Annotated in this window: 10 protein-coding genes and 2 pseudogenes; 4 read left to right on the forward strand and 8 right to left on the reverse strand. The window is 70.8% G+C overall.

Annotated elements, in window-relative coordinates:
* Window positions 1-76: 76 nt before the first annotated feature.
* The 5 genes from ACZ4IF_RS01335 to ACZ4IF_RS01355 form a co-directional block, all read right to left on the reverse strand.
* Window positions 77-1459 (reverse strand): alpha-amylase, encoded by a 1383-nt coding sequence (locus ACZ4IF_RS01335; RefSeq protein ID WP_467558485.1) that lies wholly within the window; start codon window positions 1457-1459, stop codon window positions 77-79.
* A 236-nt stretch (window positions 1460-1695) separates the two neighbouring features.
* Window positions 1696-3375, reverse strand: coding sequence for a glycoside hydrolase family 13 protein (locus ACZ4IF_RS01340; protein ID WP_467558487.1), 1680 nt, complete (start codon window positions 3373-3375; stop codon window positions 1696-1698).
* A 201-nt stretch (window positions 3376-3576) separates the two neighbouring features.
* On the reverse strand, window positions 3577-4485 hold the full coding sequence (locus ACZ4IF_RS01345) for a sugar ABC transporter permease (RefSeq protein WP_467558489.1): 909 nt from the start codon (window positions 4483-4485) through the stop codon (window positions 3577-3579).
* A gap of 13 nt (window positions 4486-4498) precedes the next feature.
* Window positions 4499-5503: a carbohydrate ABC transporter permease gene (locus ACZ4IF_RS01350; protein WP_467558490.1), complete on the reverse strand. Its 1005-nt coding sequence runs from the start codon at window positions 5501-5503 to the stop codon at window positions 4499-4501.
* A 133-nt stretch (window positions 5504-5636) separates the two neighbouring features.
* Window positions 5637-6911, reverse strand: a complete 1275-nt coding sequence (locus tag ACZ4IF_RS01355) for an extracellular solute-binding protein (RefSeq protein WP_467558491.1) — start codon at window positions 6909-6911, stop codon at window positions 5637-5639.
* A gap of 467 nt (window positions 6912-7378) precedes the next feature.
* On the opposite strand from ACZ4IF_RS01355, the gene ACZ4IF_RS01360 reads away from it, so the two are divergent.
* Window positions 7379-8413, forward strand: coding sequence for a LacI family DNA-binding transcriptional regulator (locus tag ACZ4IF_RS01360; RefSeq protein WP_359502089.1), 1035 nt, complete (start codon window positions 7379-7381; stop codon window positions 8411-8413).
* Window positions 8414-8523: 110 nt separating this feature from the next.
* Window positions 8524-9384 carry a phosphatase PAP2 family protein gene (locus ACZ4IF_RS01365; protein ID WP_467558492.1) on the forward strand — a complete coding sequence of 287 codons (861 nt, stop codon included), beginning with the start codon at window positions 8524-8526 and terminating at the stop codon, window positions 9382-9384.
* Window positions 9385-9390: 6 nt separating this feature from the next.
* On the opposite strand, the pseudogene ACZ4IF_RS01370 reads toward ACZ4IF_RS01365, so the two are convergent.
* Window positions 9391-10335: pseudogene (locus ACZ4IF_RS01370) on the reverse strand (amidohydrolase family protein); the annotation flags it as partial.
* Here ACZ4IF_RS01370 and ACZ4IF_RS01375 point away from each other — a divergent pair.
* Window positions 10334-10557: pseudogene (locus tag ACZ4IF_RS01375) on the forward strand (TetR/AcrR family transcriptional regulator); the annotation flags it as partial. The pseudogenes ACZ4IF_RS01370 and ACZ4IF_RS01375 sit on opposite strands and share 2 nt — an antisense overlap.
* Before the next feature lie 26 nt (window positions 10558-10583).
* Here the strand turns inward: ACZ4IF_RS01375 and ACZ4IF_RS01380 are convergent.
* Window positions 10584-11480 (reverse strand): LysR family transcriptional regulator, encoded by an 897-nt coding sequence (locus ACZ4IF_RS01380; protein WP_467558493.1) that lies wholly within the window; start codon window positions 11478-11480, stop codon window positions 10584-10586.
* A gap of 71 nt (window positions 11481-11551) precedes the next feature.
* Between ACZ4IF_RS01380 and ACZ4IF_RS01385 the strand changes: the two genes are divergently transcribed.
* Entirely contained in the window at window positions 11552-12619 is a 1068-nt protein-coding gene (locus ACZ4IF_RS01385) for a DMT family transporter (protein WP_467558494.1), read from the forward strand.
* Here ACZ4IF_RS01385 and ACZ4IF_RS01390 read toward each other — a convergent pair.
* Window positions 12607-15603, reverse strand: a complete 2997-nt coding sequence (locus tag ACZ4IF_RS01390; RefSeq protein WP_467558495.1) for a bifunctional [glutamine synthetase] adenylyltransferase/[glutamine synthetase]-adenylyl-L-tyrosine phosphorylase — start codon at window positions 15601-15603, stop codon at window positions 12607-12609. The genes ACZ4IF_RS01385 and ACZ4IF_RS01390 overlap by 13 nt on opposite strands.
* Window positions 15604-15656: the final 53 nt, after the last annotated feature.

Consider the following 15656-nt stretch of genomic DNA (forward strand, 5'->3'; position numbering starts at 1 on the left):
GGTGCCGAACGCCCGCGTGACCGTATCGCTCACGCAAGGTTTACAGCAAGAGTCTTGCAAGGTGCGGAAAGGCTTTTCAGCAGCTGGACTTGCCCGCGTAGACCGCGAGCGCGGTGTTGGCGCCCAGGGTGGCCGTGAGCTGGCCCGAGGCGTTCACGGTGACCGTCGTGTTGTTCTGCACGTTGCAGTACGTGCCCGCGGCGAGCGAGGTGCTGTACGTGCGGGTCAGCGCGGAGGACTCGTGGTTGATGGCGACGAATCCCTTGCCGCCGCGGCCGAAGGCGATGGCGTCGCCGCCGTTGTCCCACCAGTTGGTGACGGACTGTCCGCGGGTGGCGTTGCGGAAGGCGACCATCGACTTGATCTCCGGCCAGGCGTGCTGGCACTTCCAGCCGTCCTGCCAGCAGGCGTTGACGGTGCCGCCGTTGGGCGGGCCGGCGTCCGCGTCGGACCACTCGTAGGCGGAGTTGATGTCGGGGGCGCCGTACGGGTAGGCGAGCATGAAGACGTTGGCGAGGGTGTAGTTCGCGCCGTCCTTGTAGTTGAGCGTCGAGCCGTTGCGCTCGGTGTCGTGGTTGTCGACGAAGACGCCGGCGACCGAGCTGCTCATGTAGCCCCAGCCCTCGCCGTAGTTCTTGAGGTAGGCGAGGTTCTCGTTGTTGAAGACCCGCTTGAGGTCGTAGGCGTAGCGGAACTCCTGCACGTCGCCGTTGCCGGTGTACTCGGTCGGCTGGACCGCCTCGCCCGAACCGTAGATGACCTCCTGCTTCCAGTACACCGACGGGTTGCTCAGCCGGGACTTGATGTTGGCCAGGTCGCCGGCGGGGATGTGCTTGGCCGCGTCGATCCGGAAGCCGTCGACCCCGTAGCCGAGCAGGGTGTTCAGGTAGCCGGCGATGGTCGCCCGGACGTACTCCTCACCGGTGTCGAGGTCCGCGAGACCGACGAGCTCACAGTTCTGGACGTTGCCGCGATTGGTGTAGTCGCTGATGGTGGCGGTGCAGTCGTCCATGTCGTACGAGGAGTACAGGCCCGGGTAGTTGTACTTCGTGTACGAGGAGCCGCCGGTCCCGGTGCCGGAGCCGGCCGACATGTGGTTGATCACCGAGTCGGCCACGACCTTCACGCCGGCGGCGTGACAGGTGCTGACCATGTTGCGGAAGGCGGTGGCGTCACCGAGCCGACCCGCGATGCGGTAGCTGACGGGCTGGTAGGACGTCCACCACTGCGAGCCCTGTATGTGCTCGGCGGGCGGGGACACCTGGACGTAGCCGTAGCCGGCCGGACCCAGTGTGTTGGTGCACTCCTTGGCGACCGAGTCGAACTTCCACTCGAACAGGACGGCGGTCACGTCCTTGGTTCCGGGCGGGGAGGCTTCGGCCACTCCGGTGGGGAGGGTCACGGAGGCCGCCATGCCCGCGGCGAGCGCGAGCGCGGTGGCGAGAGTTCTCTTGGCCATGTCTTCTCCTGCACATCGTCGTGCGGTGGGGGATGCGGGTGCGGGACCGGGGCGCCTGGTGCAAGTGGGGGGCCCTGGACGGAAGTTGCCCGATGAACCAGTCGGGCGTGTGCCGGAACGTATCTCTTGCCGGGAAGTTTCAGCAAGATGTCGTAAGGGATTTCAGTGCGCGAAAAAGGGGTGCCCCGGTCCCGTGGGACCGGAGCACCCCTTGGGGGCGCCGTGATGGCGGACCGTCAGGCAGTCCACCACACGGTCGTGTCCGCGGCCAGTTCGGCCTTGCCGTCCGGCGACACGGTCACGTCACCGCTGGCGATGAGCACCCGGCCGTGCGCCGGGAGGGTCACCGGTTCGCCCGTGGTGTTCGCCGTGCAGACGAACTCCCCGCGGCGGAAGGCGAGTACGCCCTCGGGCGCGGTCAGCCAGGAGACGCTGTCGCCCGCACCGAGGTCGGGCTGCGCGCGGCGCACCGCGAGCGCCTCGCGGTACAGCTCCAGGGTGGAGCCCGCCACCCCGGTCTGCGCCTCGACGCTCAGCTCGGCCCACTCGGCGGGCTGCGGCAGCCAGCTGCCCCCGCTGCCGAAACCGTACGAGGAGCCGGCGCGGGTCCACGGGATCGGCACCCGGCAGCCGTCGCGGAAGCCGTCCTGGCCCGCGCCACGGAAGTAGGCGGGGTCCTGCCGCACCTCGTCGGGCAGGTCCACGACGTCGGGCAGGCCGAGCTCCTCGCCCTGGTAGAGGTAGGCGGAGCCGGGCAGCGCCAGCATCAGCAGGGTCGCCGCGCGGGCCCGGCGCAGCCCCAGCGCCCGGTCGCCCGCCGTGCGGATCTGGGTTCCGAGACCTGCCTCGTTGGCGAACCGGGTGGCGTGCCGGGTCACGTCGTGGTTGGACAGCACCCAGGTGGAGGGGGCGCCGACCGGCCGCATCGCGTCGAGGGTGCGGTCGATGACCGAGCGCAGCTCCGCCGCGTCCCAGTGGGTGCCCAGGTACTGGAAGTTGAAGGCCTGGTGGAGCTCGTCGGGGCGCACGTAGTGGGCGGTGCGCTCGATGGTGGGCGTCCACGCCTCGGCGACGAAGATGCGCTCGCCGGAGTACTCGTCGAGGATGGTGCGCCACTGGCGGTAGACGGCGTGCACGCCGTCCTGGTCGAAGAACGGCATGACATCGTTGCCCAGCAGTTTCAGCTGGTCGTGGTCGCCCAGGTCCGGCAGGCCCTCCGCCTTCACCAGTCCGTGCGCCACGTCGATGCGGAAGCCGTCGACCCCCATGTCCAGCCAGAACCGCAGGATCGAGCGGAACTCGTCGCCGACGGCCGGGTGCTCCCAGTTGAAGTCCGGCTGTTCGGGGGCGAAGAGGTGCAGGTACCACTCGCCGGGGGTGCCGTCCGGCTCGGTGACCCGGGTCCAGGCCGGCCCACCGAAGATGGACTCCCAGTCGTTGGGCGGCAGTTCGCCGTTCGCGCCCTTGCCGGGACGGAAGTGGTAACGCTCCCGCAGCGAGGAGCCGGGGCCCTCGCGCAGGGCGCGCTTGAACCACTCGTGCTGGTCGGAGGAGTGGTTGGGCACGAGGTCGACGATGATCCGCAGGCCGAGGGCGTGGGCCTCGCGGATGAGGGCGTCGGCGTCCAGGAGGCTGCCGAACATGGGGTCGACCGCGCGGTAGTCCGCCACGTCGTACCCGGCGTCGGCCTGCGGCGAGGCGTAGAAGGGGCTGAGCCACACGGCGTCCACGCCGAGGTCGCGCAGGTACGGGAGTCGGGAACGTACGCCCTCCAGGTCGCCCATGCCGTCGCCGTTGCTGTCGGCGAAGCTGCGCGGATAGACCTGGTAGATCACCGCGTCGCGCCACCAGTCGCGATGAGCGGCGACGGTGGCGAGAGCGGAGTTCGGGGCCTGGTCGGCGGAGTGCTGGCTCATGTCGTCCTTGATGCGTGACGGGTTCGAGGTGGGGGCTCCCCCGCACCGGGGCGGTGCCCGGTGCGGGAGAGGAAATACGTCATCGGTGTGGCGGGCGATGAGGCGGCCGCGGAACCGGCGGGGTCGGATGGGCACCGCGGCCGCCACCCGCGCGCTGGGAGCGCGCGGGAGTCTTCGGGCGTCGGGGGCGTACCGGGCGGGTCAGCCCTTCGTGCCGCCCGCGGTGAGTCCGGTCACCAGGTTCTTCTGCACGAGGTAGAAGAAGAGGGAGACCGGTATCGCGATCAGTACGGCCGTCGCGGCGGCCAGGTTGCGCTGCGCGTCGTGCTCGCTGACGAAGGTCTGGAGGCCGACGGCGAAGGTGTACTTCGAGTCGTCCAGCATGAACGTCGAGGCGAAGGCGACCTCACCGAACGCGGTGATGAAGTTGTAGAACGCGGCCACCGCGAGGCCGGGCTTGGCAAGCGGCAGGATCAGCCGGAAGAAGGTGCCGAAGGGGGTCAGCCCGTCGACGCGGCCGGCCTCGTCGATCTCGAACGGGATGGTGTCGAAGTAGCCCTTGAGCAGCCAGGCGCTGTAGGGCACCGCCGTCGAGCAGTAGACGAGGATCAGACCGAAGTAGGAGTCGATGAGCTGCAGGTCCGAGAGGATCTGGTACATCGGCACGATCAGCACGGCGATCGGGAACATCTGGGTGACCAGCAGGACCCACATGAACTTCTTGTAGCCGGGGAAGCGCATGCGCGACACCGCGTAGCCGGTGGTGGCCGCGACCATGACGCCGATGACCGTGGTGCCGAGCGACACGATGAGCGAACTCTTCATCCACTCGAAGAAGTTCGTGTGCTGGAGCACGAAGGAGTAGTTGTCGAACGTCATCGTGTCCCAGATGCGTTCGGGGTGCAGGTAGTCGTCCTTGTCCGGGCCGAGGGACAGGAAGACGAGCCAGGCGATCGGGAACAGCGCGGCGAGGCTCGCGACGATCAGGATGCCGTGGGAGACGAGCTTGCCGGTGAGGCTGCGCTCACCGCGCCTGCGTGCCGGACGGGGCGACTCGTCGTACCCGGGAGCCTGCTCGGCCGGAGGCGTCTGAAGGGTGGTGGTGCTCATGGAGACTCCTGCCTCAGATCGCGAGCTGCTGGTCATTGCGGTTCAGCCAGCGGCGGTAGAAGGAGGTGAAGACGATCAGAATGGCCAGCAGCAGCATGCCGTAGGCCGCCGACTGCGCGAAGTCGCGCGGCTGCTGTCCGAAGCCGAGGTAGTAGGCCCAGGTGACGAGGATCTGGGCGTCCGGCGCGGTGTTGCCGAAGAGGATGAAGATCACCGCGAACTGGTTGAACGTCCAGATGATGCCGAGGAGCACGACGGTGGAGCTGACCGACCTGAGACCCGGCAGGGTCACGAAGCGGAACTGCTGCCACTTGTTCGCGCCGTCCATCTCGGCCGCCTCGTACAGCGTGCCGTCGATGGACTGCAGTCCGCCGAGCAGCGAGACCATCATGAACGGCACACCGCACCAGGTGTTGACCATGATCGCGGCAAACCGCTGCCAGAAGGTGTCCTCCAGCCACAGCGGCGTGGGCAGGTGCACCGCGTCGAGCATGGAGTTGATGATGCCGCCGTCGGCGAGCATGAAGCGCCAGCCGAAGACGGTGACGAAGGTCGGCACGGCCCACGGCAGCACCAGGACCAGCCGGTAGAACGTACGGCCGCGCAGCTTCTGGTTGAGCAGCAGCGCCAGACCGAGGCCGATGCAGTAGTGCAGGGCGACACACAGGACGGTCCAGGCGATGGTCCAGATGAAGTGCGACCAGAAGCGGTCGTACGACGTCGGACCCCACAGGATGTCCTTGTAGTTGTCCAGGCCGATGAACTTGTAGGTGGCGTCGATGTGGTTGACGCCGATCGTGCGGGCCGAGTTGAGGCTGTTGGCGTCCGTGAACGTCAGATAGAGGCCCCGTACCAGGGGATAGAGCACCAATCCGCCGAGTACGACGACGACCGGAGCGATCATCGCGTACGCATACCAGTACTTCTGGTACGAGTGCTTCAGACGCTGCATCCGGCCCGGACGCGGTGCTCGGTCACCGCGGCGCTTGCCGGTCGCTCGGTCGATGGCGACTGTCATGGTTCGACACCTTCTGCAAGATCAGGAGTTGGGCGCACACAGCCGGTGGCCGCCGGATCCTCTCCCCCTGTTGTAGGGGTCCCCCCGGCCCGACGGAAGTCGGGCCGGGGAAGGATCCGGCGGCCACACGGGCTCACTTGCTGAAGTCCGGGACCAGCTTGGCGATCGCCAGTTCGGCGTTGCTCAGACCCTTGTCCAGCGACTCCTTGCCACCCGCGATCTTCGGCAGCTCGGTGTCGAGCGGGCCCCACAGGGAGCCGTACTCGGGAAGCGCGGGGCGCGGCTGAGCGGCGGGGAGGACGCTCTGGTAGCCGGCGATGCCCGGGTCGGCCTTGACCTCGGCGGTGTAGGCGTCGTCACGCGTCGGCAGCGTGGAGTTCTTGAGGGCGATCGTCGACTGCGACTTCGCGGAGGTCATGAACTTCACGAACTTCAGCGAGGCCTCCTGGTGGGCCTTGTCCGAACCCGCGTACACGGAGAGGTTGTGGCCGCCGGTCGGGGCGCCCGCCTTGCCGGTGGAGCCGGCCGGGACGGTGGCGATACCGAGGTTCGCCTTGTCCGCGAAGGCCGAGCCCTTGTAGAAGTTGGTGATCTCCCACGGGCCCTGGATGATCGAGGCGACCTTGCCGTTGACGAAGGCGTCCTGGATGTGGGCGTACGCGTCGGCGGTGGTGTCCGCCTTGTGCAGGCCCTTGCCGGAGAACAGGCCCTGCCAGGTGCCGAACGCCTTCTTGGCCTCGGGCGAGTTCACCGTGATCTTCTTGGCGTCGGCGTCGACCGTGTTGGTGCCCTCGCCGTAGAGGAAGGACTGCGCGTAGTAGGCCTGGGTCGAGCCCCAGTAGCCGTCCACGCCCGTCTTCTTCTTGATCGTCGCGGCGGCGGTCTTCAGGTCGGCCCAGGTCTTCGGGGCCTCGGTGATGCCGGCCTTCTTGTAGAGCGCCTTGTTGTAGACGAGCGCCAGGGTGTCCGTGACGAACGGCACACCGTACGTCTTGCCGTCGAACTTGGCCTGCTCGATCAGGTTGGGCTGGAACTTGCTCTGGTCCGCGAGGGCGTCGGTGCCGTCGAGCGGCAGGAAGTAGCCCTTCTTCGCGAAGGCGGGGGTCCAGCCGACCTCGGAGCGCAGGACGTCCGGGGCACCCTTGGAACCGGCGGCCGTGTCGAACTTGTTCTGCGCCTGGTCGAAGGGCACGTTGACGTACTTGACCTTGATGTTCGGGTTGGCCTTCTCGAACTCCTTGGCCAGGGCCTTGTACGTCGGCGCCTCATTGGTGGCGTTGGAGGTGTCCCACCACGTGATGGTGAGGGGGCCGTCCGACTTGTCGCTGCCGCTGTCGCTGCCGCCGCAGGCCGTCGCCGCGAGGGCGAGGGACGCCACCAGCGCGGTGGCCGCTATGCCACGCCGCATGAGATCTCCTTGAGGGTGAAAGCCCGAGTGGGTGGAGGAGCGGTCCCGCCCGCTCTCCTTGCCGACTTGCCGACTGCGCCGTTGCGTCCGCCGGGCGACGTGAACGTAACAGCGTTGTAAGCGCCGCGAAAGACCTTGCAGAAAAAAAATGCAAGGACTGCCGAGAGTTACCCTCCCGTGACCCGTCGGTGGCACTAAGGAAACCCTTGTGCGAGGCCGCTCAGCAGACATGTGGCCCGCTGTGCAAGACTCTGCAAGCTCTTGCCACGGCGGACGGGTACGGGGATCATCTGCCCGTCAGCGCCTTGCAGGAGCCACCCCTTCCCGCGGCGCACGCACGGGACGCCGAGCCGACCAGAACAAGAGGGAGCGCGATGACGCAGCAGCCCGGAGCGGGCCGATCAACCGCCCGCACACGGCGTCTGGTTGGTGGGCAGGGTGAGATTCGGCCGGTACAGTCCAATCCCGTGACCACACGGCTTGCCGACATCGCAGCCCAGGCGGGGGTCAGCGAGGCGACTGTCAGCCGCGTCCTGAACGGGAAGCCGGGCGTCGCCGCGACCACCCGCCAGTCCGTCCTGGCCGCGCTGGACGTACTGGGCTACGAGCGCCCCGTGCGTCTGCGGCAGCGCAGCGAGGGCCTGGTGGGCCTCATAACCCCCGAGCTGGAGAACCCGATATTCCCCGCCCTGGCGCAGGTGATCGGGCAGGCGCTGACCCGGCAGGGCTACACGCCGGTGCTCGCCACCCAGACACCGGGCGGTTCCACCGAGGACGAGCTCACGGAGATGCTGGTGGACCGCGGCGTCGCGGGCATCATCTTCGTCTCCGGTCTGCACGCGGACACCTCCGCGGACATGCAGCGCTATGAGCAGCTGCGCGCCCAGGGTGTCCCTTTCGTCCTGGTCGACGGATTCTCCCCCAAGGTGCAGGCCCCCTTCATCTCCCCCGACGACCGGGCGGCGATGGCCCTCGCGGTCACCCACCTCGTCTCGCTCGGGCACACCAACATCGGCCTGGCTCTCGGCCCCAAGCGGTTCGTCCCCGTGCAGCGCAAGATCGAGGGCTTCGTGCGCACCGTGCAGGAGCAGTTGGGGCTGAGCCCCGCCGACATCGAGGAGCGGCTGGTCCAGCACTCGCTCTACACCCTGGAGGGCGGCCAGGCCGCCGCCAGCGCCTTGATGGACCGGGACTGCACGGCGGTGGTGTGCGCGAGCGACATGATGGCGCTCGGTGCCATACGGGCGGCCCGGCAGCGCGGCCTGGAGGTGCCGACGGACGTCTCGGTGGTCGGTTTCGACGACTCCCCGCTGATCGCGTTCACCGACCCGCCGCTGACGACGATCCGCAAGCCGGTCCCGGCGATGGGGCAGGCCGCGGTTCGCACGCTGCTGGAGGAGATCGGCGGGACGCCCGCTCCGCACAGTGAGTTCGTGTTCATGCCGGAGCTGGTGGTGCGCGGTTCGACCGCTTCTGCACCCGGGGACCGCAATCGTCCCTGAGGAGGAGCATACGGGGCCTTCGCGCCCCTCCTCCCGGTGTAGAACGTGCGGCCCGGACCCGACCAGGGGATGATCGGTCGGAGAACGCTTTTCTGGCAGACTCTGTGCCTATGGGTGAGAAGACCGTGACGACACTGGAAGGCCGGGAGCAGGCCCCTCCACAGCCCGTCGCGGAGGAGGAAGCGGGGCACGGATTCCTGCACGGGTTGCGGGCCCCGCGGCGCCCCCGCTTCTGGTTCGAGATCCTGTTGATCGCCTTGAGCTACTGGACGTACTCGCTGATCCGCAACGCCGTGCCGGAGCAGAAGCACGAGGCCCTGCGCAACGCGGACTGGATCTGGCGCACGGAGCACCACCTCGGGATCGCCGTCGAGCAGTCGGTCAACCACACCGTGAACTCGGCGACATGGCTGATCATCGGGATGAACTACTACTACGCGACACTGCACTTCGTGGTGACGCTCGGCGTGCTGGTGTGGCTGTACCGCAGCCACCCGGGCCGCTACGCGGCGGCCCGGCTCGCGCTGTTCGCGACCACGGCCGTGGCCCTCGTCGGCTACTACTTCTTCCCGCTCGCGCCGCCCCGTCTGATGACCGGCGGCGATTTCGTCGACACGGTGCTGGTCCACCACACCTGGGGTTCGATGGCCTCCGGCGACCTGAAGCACATGTCCAACCAGTACGCCGCGATGCCCTCGATGCACATCGGCTGGTCGCTGTGGTGCGGTGTGACCGTCTTCGCGCTGGCGTCCGTGCCCTGGGCGCGCGTCCTGGGTCTGCTGTACCCGGCGGCGACGCTCGTGGTCATCGTCGCCACCGCCAATCACTTCTGGCTGGACGCGGTCGGCGGCATGCTGTGCCTGGCGTTCGGGTTCCTGGTGGCCCGGCTGTGGTGCGGCGCCCTGCCGTACGCGCTGCCGCGCTGGGTGCCGGGTACGGGTGGGGCCGCCCTGCTGCCGCTGAAGGCCTGACCGGTACGCCCGCAGGCCCGGAGCGATGCGTCCGGCCGCCTCCGGCTCGCCCGCGGCGAGCGCGGCGTGCGTCGTGCGACCCTCCAGTGCCTGGAGCCCCGTGAGCCCGTCCCGCGCCGAGGCCGCGCCCAGCGGCGCGCGGGCGGTCGCCAGGAGGCCGCGCACGTCGTACGCGGCGATCGGCCAGTCGGAGCCCAGGGCGACCACCGCTCCGGCGTCGCGCAGGTCCCCAGTGCGCCAGGCGCGCGCGGCCCGCTCGGGCCCGAGCCTGCGGGACCATTCGTCGCCGTGGTCGGCGCGCGTGTACCCGGTGTGCGGCGGCTGCATGGAGGCGATGACCCCGAGCTCCGCGAAGCGTGCCGGGGTGTCGTCGATGGCGGTCTCGATGTGCTCGATCCGGTGGGCCGGCCGCCCGTCCGGGCCGAGCGCCCGCACGGTGTCGAGCACGTGCCGTACGGCGGCGTCCCCGCTCGCGTGCGTGGCGGTGCGGACGCCGGCCGCGTGCAGGTGCCGTACGGCGGCGGCGTAGGCGGCGGGGTCGGGCCGGAAGGCCTCGGTGCCCTGTCCGTGGCAGTCGGCGTGCTCCAGCCACGCCGTGCCGCCCTCCACGGTGCCGTCCATGAAGAATGTGACGCCGCCGACCAGCCGGTGGCGCCCCCTGCGGCCCTGCAGCGCCACCAGCTCGTCGAGGGCCGCGCGGTCCGCGCCGGGCATGCACCAGGGTGCGAACCGCAGCCGCACCGGCAGCACGGTCTCCTCGGCGACGGCGCCGACCGGCTCCGGGTCCCCGGCGTCCATCACGTGCGCGCCGGTCAGCCCGATGGCCGCCATCGCGGACAGCAGCTCGACGAGCCGGGTCCGCCGTTCCCGGTACGAGGGCCGCGGCATGACGTCGGCGACCAGGTCCATCGCGGCGTGCTCGACGAGGTGTCCGGTGGGGCGCCCGTCGGACGCCGGCTTCGCCCTGCCCGACGTGATGCCGGTGATCATCGCCCTGGAGGACCTGGTCCTCGGCTCGGCCCTGGACCTCGGGGCCCCGAGGCCATGTGGGAGCTCCCGGACGACACGGCCACCCCGCGCCTCGCCGCGGCCCTGGACGCCGTCGGCGACGGCCGCGCGGACCGCGCCTTCGAACTGGCCCTGGACGCCTTCCTCGCCCACGCCAGGGCCGTGCAGGGGGGCGTGAGGCCCGGGCGGGGTCACGTCCCCTCGCGGGCCACGACGCTCAGCGCGTCCAGCAGACCCCGCAGCGCGGGCCGTTCGGGGGCGGACTCACGCACGGCCGCGTAGATGGCCCTCATGGGCTCCGGGTCGCGGACCTTGCGCACGACGACGTCGGGATGGCGGCCGCCCAGCCCGAGCCGGGGGATCAGGCTCACCCCGAGTCCCGCCGCCACGAAGCCCTGCGCGGTGACGTAGTCCTCGCTCTGCACCACGAAGCCGGGCGTGAAGCCGGCCGCCGCACAGGCGTCGAGCTGGGCGGCGAGGCAGGGCCCGGGCCATTCGCTGCCCACGAAGGGCTCTCCCGCGAGGTCGGCGAGCGCGGGCGTGCGCCGCCCCGCGAGCCGGTGCCCCCGCGGCAGGACGACGCGGTACGGATCGTCCAGCAGGTGCACGAGCCGCACACCGTCCGGGACGGGGTCGCGCGGTCCCACGACGAGCGCCAGATCGGCCCGCCCCTCCTTCACGTCCGGCAACGGGTCCTCGGGGTCGGTGAGTTTCAACTCGACCTCGACACCCGGGTGCTCGGAGCGGAAACGGGCGATGGCGGGCGCGACGAGCGCGGCTCCCGCGGTCGCGAAGTACCGTACGGCCAGCCGCCCCGTGCGCCCGGACAGCAGATCGGCCAGCGCGGTCTCGGCCTCGGCGACCTGGCGCCCGATGACGTCGGCGTACTCGGTCAGCAGCAGTCCGGCGGGGGTGGGCCGCACGCCCCGCCCGACCCGCTCCAGCAGCTCGGCCCCTGCCTCCCGCTCCAGCGCGGCGATCTGCTGGCTGACGGCGGACGGCGTGTACCCGAGGTCCGCCGCGGCGCCCGTGACGGACCCGCATCCGACCACTGCCCGAAGGACCTGCATGCGCCGCACATCAAGCATGCAGTCCAGCTTAACATTCCATGCAGGACTCTTCACTTGTCCTCAATCCATTCCTCCTGGACCGTGGACCCATGCAGCGCTCCCTGACGTCCTCCCTGCGCATGGGCGCCCTGGCCCTCCTCTGGGGCTCGGGCTTCCTCTGGATCAAACTGGCCCTGAACCACGGCCTGTCCCCCGCCGTCATCACCCTCACGCGCTGCGCCCTGGGCACGGCGGTCCTCGCCCTCCTCGCCCGCTCGGCAGGTCAGCGGCTCCCTCGCTCGCGCTCCCTGTGGGGGCACCTGGTCGTCGCCGCCCTCTTCTGCAACGCGATCCCCTTCGCGCTCTTCGCCCTCGGCGAGCAGACCGTCGACTCGGGCGTGGCCGGTGTCCTCAATGCGACGACGCCCCTGTGGTCCCTGCTCATCGGAGTCCTGCTGGGCACGGACCGCGACCTGCGCCCGCTGCGCCTGACCGGCCTTCTCCTCGGCTTCGCGGGCGTCCTGGTGATCTTCGCCCCCTGGCAGCAGTCGCACCTCGTCGGCTGGGGCGCCCTCGCGCTGCTGGGCGCGGCCGCCAGTTACGCGATCGCCTTCGCCTACATGGCCCGCCATCTGACGGGACACGGCGCCCCGCTCGCCGTCTCGGCGGCCCAGCTGCTCACCGCCACCGGCTGGAGCACCCTGGCCCTGCCCGCCGCGGGCCCGCTCCACGACGTCGACGTGACGGCCCTGCCGGCGGTCGCCGTGCTCGGCGTCTTCGCCACCGGCATCACCTTCTACCTCAACTACCGCATGATCGCCGACGAGGGCCCCACCAGCGCGGCGACCGTGGGCTATCTGCTGCCGGTCGTCTCGGTGGCGCTGGGCGCGCTGGTCCTGGACGAACGCATCGGCGCGCGGGTCGTGGCGGGCATGGTGACGGTGCTCGCCGGCGTGGCACTGTCACGTCGGGCGCGGCCGGGCACGGTTGCGGGTGGGACCGGCGCCGGAACCGGGGCCGCGACCGCGTCCCGGACAGGAGCCGCGGAGGCTCGTGTCGCGGGCGCCGGTGCGGGCGGCGGCGACGGTCCCGACGCAGCCGTCGCGGACGCCGACGCCACGGACGCCGTCGCCGTCGCCGTCGCCACCACCGGTCCGGGCAAGGCTCAGGCCCCGTAGAACAGTTCCTCCACGAGGGCCCTCGCCCGCCTGGTGGTCCGCCGGTAGTCGTCGAGCATGTCTCCCACGTGCCCCGGCCCGTACCCCAGGTACCGTCCCACCGCGGCGAGTTCACGCGCGTCGGACGGGAAGGTGTCGCCGGCCCGGCCGCGGACCAGCATCACGGCGTTGCGCACCCGGGTGGCCAGCACCCAGGCCTCGTCCAGCGTCGCCGCGTCCTCCGTCGAGATGAGCTCCGCCGCACAGGCGGCGGCCAGCGCCTCCCGCGTCCGCGTCGTCCGCAGGCCCGGCTCCGCCCAGCCGTTCTGCAACTGCATCAGCTGCACGGTCCATTCCACGTCGGACAGCCCGCCCCGTCCGAGTTTGGTGTGCAGCGTGGGATCGGCGCCCCGCGGCAGTCGCTCCGCCTCCATCCGTGCCTTCAGCCGACGGATCTCGCGCACCGCGTCGTCGCCGAGCCCCTCCGCCGGGTACCGCAGCGGGTCGACCAGCTCGATGAACCGGCTGCCCAGGTCCTCGTCGCCCGCCACGAGTTCCGCGCGCAGCAGCGCCTGCGACTCCCACACCAGCGACCAGCGCCGGTAGTAGGCCTCGTACGACTTCAACGTCCTCACCAGCGGGCCCGACTTGCCCTCGGGCCGCAGGTCGGCGTCGATGAGCAGGGGCGGGTCGGCGCTCGGGATCTGGAGCAGCCGCCGCATCTCGGACACCACCTTGTTCGCGGCGCGGGCCGCCTCCTGATCGTCGACGCCCTCCCGGGGCTCGTGCACGAACAGCACGTCCGCGTCGGAGCCGTAGCCGAGTTCGTGTCCGCCGAACCGGCCCATCCCGATCACCGCGAACCGGGTGGGCAGGGTGTCCCCCCATCCGTCGCGCACCACGGCCCGCAGCGTGCCGGCGAGGGTCGCGGCCGTCAGGTCGGAGACCGCGCCGCCGACCAGGTCCACCAGGGCGCCCTGGTCGGCGACGGCGGGCATCTCCTCGGTGCCGTAGGAGGCGACGATGTCGGCCGCGGCGGTGCGGAACAGCTCGCGCCGCCGCACCCCGCGGGCGGCGGTGACCGCCTGCTCGCCGCCGTCGGCCCGGCCGACCGCGGCGAGTATCTCCTGCTCCAGGTGGGCCCGGGTCCGCGGTTCGAGCCCGCCGCCGTCCCCGTCGCCGAGCAGCGCCACCGCTTCCGGGGCACGCATCAGCAGGTCGGGGGCGAGCCGGCCGGCGGACAGCACCCGCGCCAGGTTCTCCGCCGCGGCGCCCTCGTCCCTCAACAGCCGCAGGTACCAAGGGGTCTTGCCGAGGGCGTCGGACACCTTGCGGAAGTTGAGCAGTCCGGCATCGGGGTCGGCGGAGTCCGCGAACCAGCCGAGCAGGACGGGCAGCAGGGTCCGCTGGATGGCGGCCTTGCGCGTGACGCCGGACGCCAGCGCCTCCAGGTGCCGCAGCGCGGCGGCCGGGTCGGCGTACCCGAGCGCGACGAGCCGTTCGCGGGCCGCGTCGGGGCTCAGCCTGCTCTCGCCGGGGGCGAGTTGGGCGACGGCGTCGAGCAGCGGCCGGTAGAACAGCTTCTCGTGCAGCCGGCGGACGACGGCGGCGTGCCGCTTCCACTCCCGGTTCAGTGCCACGACGGGGTCGGACCGCAGTCCCAGCGACCGTCCGATGCGGCGCAGATCGGCCTCGTCCTGAGGCACCAGATGGGTGCGCCGCAGCCGGTAGAGCTGGATACGGTGCTCCATGGAGCGCAGGAACCGGTACGCGTCGTCGAGCTGCATGGCGTCGGCGCGCCCCACATAACCGCCGGCGGCCAGGGCCTTCAGCGCGTCCAGCGTGGTGCCGCTGCGCAGCGACGTGTCGGCCCGCCCGTGCACCAACTGGAGCAGCTGCACGGCGAATTCGACGTCGCGCAGGCCGCCGGGGCCGAGCTTCAGCTCGCGCTCGATCTCGGCGGCGGGGATGTTCTCGACGACCCTGCGGCGCATCTTCTGCACGTCGGCGACGAAGTTGTCGCGCTCGGCGGCGTGCCACACCAGCGGGGCGAGTGTGGCCACGTACTGCTCGCCGAGGCCGAGGTCCCCGGCCACCGGCCTGGCCTTCAGCAGTGCCTGGAACTCCCAGGTCTTGGCCCACCGCTGGTAGTAGGCGAGATGGCTGCTCAGCGTGCGCACCAGGGGTCCGTTGCGCCCCTCGGGGCGCAGGTTGGCGTCCACCGGCCAGATGCTGCCCTCGACGGTCGTCTCGGAGCAGATCCGCATCATGTGGGAGGCGAGCCGCGTCGCGGCCTGGAGGGCCTTGCGTTCGTCGGCTCCGTCGGCGGCCTCCCCGACGAAGATCACGTCGACGTCCGACACGTAATTGAGCTCGTGTCCCCCGCACTTGCCCATCGCGACGACCGCGAGGCGGCACTGCGCCGCGTCGTCGGGGGCGGCCGTCTCGGCTATGGCGAGGGCGGCGCGCAGGGTCGCGGTGGCGAGGTCGGCGAGCTCGGCGGCGGACTGGGCGAGGTCGGTGGTGCCGCACACGTCGCGCGCGGCGATGGACAGCAGGCAGCGCCGGTAGGCGACGCGCAGCGAGACGGGGGTCGATGCCTCGGCGAGCCCCCGCTCGAACTCCCGCACTCCGGGGTGCAGGTCCTGCGGCTCGTAGGTGACGAGGGCGTGCCAGTCGCGCGGGTGCCGGGCGAGATGGTCGGCGAGGGCGGCCGAGGAGCCGAGCACGCCGAGGAGCCGGTCGCGCAGGGGCTTCGCCGCGATCAGGGTGTCGAGCAGTTCCCGCTGGGCGGTGTGGCCGTCCTGCGCCTCGACGAGCCGGACCAGTCCGAGGAGCGCGAGGTCGGGGTCGGCCGTGGCGCCGAGGGCCTCCAGGAGCACCGGGTCGGAGCGGACGGGTTCCAGCTCGGCGCCGTCCAGGAGGCGCTCGGCCGCGGAGGGGTCGGTGAAACCGTGCCGCAGCAGCCGTGTGAAGGTACTGCTCCTGCGTCCCGGCGCCGTCATCCTCGGCCTCCTGTCCGATCAAGGTCGTCCGAGCCAGAGCCTAACCCCGGTCA

Source organism: Streptomyces sp. NPDC025784, assembly GCF_055558435.1.